This window comes from Candidatus Thermoplasmatota archaeon, from assembly GCA_030018475.1.
Classification (GTDB): domain Archaea; phylum Thermoplasmatota; class JASEFT01; order JASEFT01; family JASEFT01; genus JASEFT01.
Map to the genome: position 1 here is coordinate 1 of JASEFT010000070.1, position 4,900 is coordinate 4,900.

At 43.8% G+C, this 4,900-nt stretch carries 1 protein-coding gene; it reads right to left on the reverse strand.

The features are described from left to right. Nucleotides 1–4,869, reverse strand: a 4,869-nt coding sequence (locus tag QMD21_07165) for a carboxypeptidase-like regulatory domain-containing protein (protein MDI6856540.1), incomplete at its 3' end; no start/stop codon positions are given. Between the last annotated feature and the right edge of the window lie 31 nt (nucleotides 4,870–4,900).

Here is a 4,900-nt window from a genome sequence, read left to right on the forward strand (position 1 = left end):
TGCATTCACTACCCAAGAGTAGTTACTACTGTCTGTGTACTTACCGGTATCTGTCCAAGAGGAGCCTGTTACACCCGTCGCTACCGGATTATCCCAGTTAAACCCTGTACCGTCTACAGAAGTTGATCTGTATATATTATAGGTAGCGCCTGTATCGGTCCAATTGAGAAGGATGTTGTCGCCACTCCTTGTAGCAGTCACACGCGTTGGCGACGCTCCTATTATAATTCCTATTATCCGTATTCTAAACGGCGTTCCCACAGTCACGTTCCAATAAGTAGTTGTTTGCGTGCCGTCGTAAGCTGTAACGTAGTAATAGACCCATCCTGAACTTGTTTGTGCAGGTATAACAGCGCCGAAATCGCCCGGCCCTATCTGGTTATCGGTATCAATCATATCACGAGGCTCGTAAGCGCCTGTCTCGAACTTCCACCATAGCTTGATTTCTTTTACGCTCTCAGCAGTATTATCAGTTGCAGTTGCATTGATATAAATTCGCTGGCCAGTCTCTTTTGAGAACACTCTTTGAGTATGCTCAAGTGCAGGTGCAACTGTATCGTAAACTTCGAAAGTGAAATTCCAAGTCTCGCCGCCAGCTTCGCTAATACCATCGCTCGCACTAAACTTAAACTTATGCTTGCCCTGACCTGTTATTGTAGTAGTGTATTTGTACTGCTTGCCGTTGTGATAAGTAGTATCGCCAGCATCAACTCCTACCATATCGTAAGTGCTCTTTTCGTCAATTGTTATTTTTATATAAGAAGGCTCTGTATTCTCGCAGTCTGTGTAATTCACGTAGAATGTAAATGAAGAGCCTTCGCTAGCAGCTTCAGGCACAACAGAGCCTCCTGAAAGCACAGGCGGATAATTAGCCTTTAGCTCGGCATTTATCCACACATCATCTACCCACCAATCATCTAATTGGTATGAGTCACCGATTACACTGAAACTGAAGTAGAATGTGCTCGAGCCTACATTTTCAGTTATGCTAAGAGTTTCCATACCAGGACCGCGATTACCGCTACCGCTAGTCCATACCCACGTAGTATTCGTCCATGTTACTGTATCTGTGCTCGTCTGGATTCTGCAATCAACTCCAGCAGCATAATCGTCATTAAAGTTCGCCCATTTCAATGTGACAGAAGTCATTCCGGTCGTATCAAAAGGACCTGCATATAATCTCCAAGTTGATACAACACCTGAAGTGCCATAATGCAAATTCGCCTCCGGCGCAGTTCCACCAGCATTGTTTGTATCTGATTGCTTCCACTCAGTACCACTGGCGCCAGTGTACGTACTCCATCCTACTGGCGGGAATGTACCGCTAAAATCTTGAGAGTACTCAGCAGCTGCAACACTCATTGTAATATCAGCGACTGTAGTTGTCTCAAGAGGTCTGACTATGATACCGGTTTTATTCCCAGTGCCGTTTCCTGGCTTGCTTGCAGTAACGGTGTAAGTTGCATTTACTATATTCTTTATCGTATAAGTTCCATCAATACCGGTATAGGCATACCACTCTGCTTCCTCCCAGCCTGGCGCTAGCGCATCTGAGAACTTAGAAACTTTAGCTACTATCTTAGCGCCACTTGCAGGAGTAGTAGTGCCGGGCAAGTAAACTTTACCTTTTAGCGTGCCTGTGCTCTTTGCAAGCGTGAAATTGATATTAGGAGTTTCTTTACCCCAGCTAACGTAAACTATAGTTTCCACACCTTCTTTATAGCTTTCGTTGAAATATCCATAAGTCTGCACTAAAGTTTCGTATTCGTTACTTGTAGTATTATAGTGATAGAACTGATATTCGCCGTCTGCTCTAGCCCTTAACTTGTAGCCTTTAGCGTTATCACCTATAAACAGCATGGAGTAATACCCGCGCTCGTCTGTAATAGCCCAATTCAAAACAGAATTGGGATATTCTATCGGGTCTTGCTCTAAGCTCTTATCGCTCTCGACTATATATACAAACGCATTTTTGATAGGCTTGTTCGCTGTGTCTGTAACTCTGCCTGAAAGCATACCTGTAGTGAGTACGAAGTCTATATCGCTTGTATAAACTCCTGCAGTAACGGTAACACCTGCTGTTGATTTACTCTGCACTCCTGAGTATGTATAAGAAGCGTTAACATACATTAAATCGTAGGCTGTAACTGTGTAAGTGCCTGCAGGTAAATCGTCTATATGATAATAGCCATTGATTGTTATAGCTTCTTTAGTTACCGCGCCTTCTGCTTTTACATGTATACCGCCAACTTTAAGAGCCTCAAACACAGGATGGTCTATTTTTACAGTACCTTCTATTGCGCCTACATTAGCGCTAAGTGCGAAGTCCTTGCCTGTAACTACCTCCCCTGCAGCCACTGTTACGCCGGTTATCACTTCTGTAGAATACCAGCGCTTGAAAGCTCTTAAATTATAAGTACCTGGAGTAATGGCTAACTTATACATACCTCCTGAGTCTGTTATAGCAGCGCCCAACAGCACAGTCGGGTCAGCAGCACTGTAAGCTTGCACAGTTGCATTTACAAGTGCTGTACCGCCATAAGTAACTTTACCTTCAATTCTAGTTGAGCCTAGATATGTGCTGGGACAGAAGAATTTGGTAATAGCTTTGAAAGCTTTGGTTAAGTTGCCTGTTATGTCGTTATAATTATAGCCTACGAAAACTACGTAATAGGAGAATGTTAGTAAGCCGTGACTGAAATAGAGTACTTTCCTTTCAGGCGTACCGCCAACGTAACTTACAGCTGAATAATAGTTTGAGGGATCGTTACCATCGCCATTTAGATTCCAATCAAGCTCTTTTACAGCGCCGGTACCGTAAGCAGTTGTTTCGTCACCGCTAATTGCATCGCAATATTTAGCAGGTCGATAATCATCAATATCGGCATAAAGTCTGCCGCCTGATACCCTTACCGAAGAAACGTATCTGTTATCCTCATCGTGGATGTTACCGTTTGTATCTAAAAACCCAGCTGCTACATCGTAGCCTTGCGCTTTATCCTCAGCAGTACCGCCAGTAGCTACTTTATCTGCATGCATATAAGTACGCATGAAAGTAAGCACATCAGATCTGTCATTAGCATCTTCCCACCAGCCACTACCTGCAAACATAATCTGACCTCCGCAAGTATCGTGCCAATATGCAATTTTAGAGCGTTCCGTAGCGTTTACAGTAAAGCCTCCATGCCAATCGTATCGTTGATAGCCTGCTGGCCATGTTGTTTTCCGTAGTGCAAGGTCTGCGCATGTCCACCCTGTCTCCCAGACAACTACATTGTCAGTGCTATTGTCCCGCGTATCCGCGCACATTGCATTCCAGTACTCATCAAAAGTTCCAGGCGTTCCAAACCAGTTTTTGTATGTTGTAAATTCATAAGTACCGTTCCAGTCGCTCTGAATGCTACTGCCCATTCCCCCGAGCGGGTAATACCCTGCAAACAAGAACCCGTATATATCGTACAGCCATGCGTAAATATCCTCGCCATACCAGCCGTCGAAAACGCATAGAATATCCATAGGCTGCGGAAATACTTTTGTCCAGTAGAAATTATTAGCATTAGTATCCACAGCTCTATTGGCATATTTATCCTCAGCTAGCACAGCGAAACCGTTCAGACTGCCAGGCCAGCATTCTACCATCTGGAGCTTATGATGAGTTTTATAGTCAGGGTCATATAACCCAATGAGCCATGCAGTCCCATCCCTTATCTCGTTCAAAGTTGCTGGATACATTTCGTAATATTCGTAATTGCTTAAATAGAGATCTGAGTTGTTGAGCTCACTGTCTACCATAGCTAAAAGGAGATATCCTCTACAGGGCTCGCTAGTATCAAATTCTACTGTGAAACTTTCGTAAGTTAAATCAGTTACAGTAATGTTTGAAATTATAGGATATACTTCATCGTAAAAGATAGTCTTATTAATCCACTGCTCTACCGGCGCTGTATCGTAACAGCTGATAGTAATTGTATCTTCTGGATATACATCAATCACGTAGTGCGGAGCACCGTAAGATTGCTTGTAGTTTATACCAACAGGCTCGTCTTTACTGAACTTTATTCTGCCCTCTAACACGTTAGCATCTGGGGCAGGCTCTACAAGCGTAACTGTAATGCCAGCAGGATCTTTCTTACTAGTAACTTTTACAGTTGTACTCTCAACTACTTCTGGATTGGGAGTCTTGTCTCTATCTATTACCTGTATTACAGGCTCGTCATCCCAGTTGAATTTGTCTTGGTCATTAACACCTTTAGAGTCTTTAACTAGTAATCTAGCAACGCCCGGAGGAGTGTTTGCAGCTACTAACGAAAAGGTTTGAGGACCGCTCGGCACATTTTGAGCTTCTACGTAAATAGTATAGTTTCCGCTTGCGCTCTCAATGAATACATTTTCTACGTTATTCAAGTCGTCCCTGTTAGCATCTGGGTCTGCAGTGCCACCGCTCCAAGGATTTGTACCAGTACCCGGAGTAGTCCAGAGCGCGTTATTTAAGCCCATATTGCCGTAATAAACAGTGCCTGTTGAATCGCTTACTACCCGAAGGTTAAGATTATTAACCAAGCATGGCCTCGAGCCTGCTGCAGCACTCGGGTCGCGCCATACTAGCGTTATCTTCAGCCACTGACCACTTACAGAGCTTACTTTGAATGTGCTAGTACCACCTGTGGTCAGCGAATAACTTTCGTCAGAAAGGATATTCTGGCCTTTATCTACTAAATTGCTCATTTTAGGATAGCCCCAGCCTTGCGCCACCCTCGGTATTTGTGAAATAGGCCATTGCTCTGCATTAGCAATTAACAAAGCTTTCACAGTAGCTGCAGTAGGAATTGCGTTCGTAGGATTGTTCTCAAACTGGTTCTCTGTGTACATCTCGTATACGCAACCAACAGCACCTGCAATT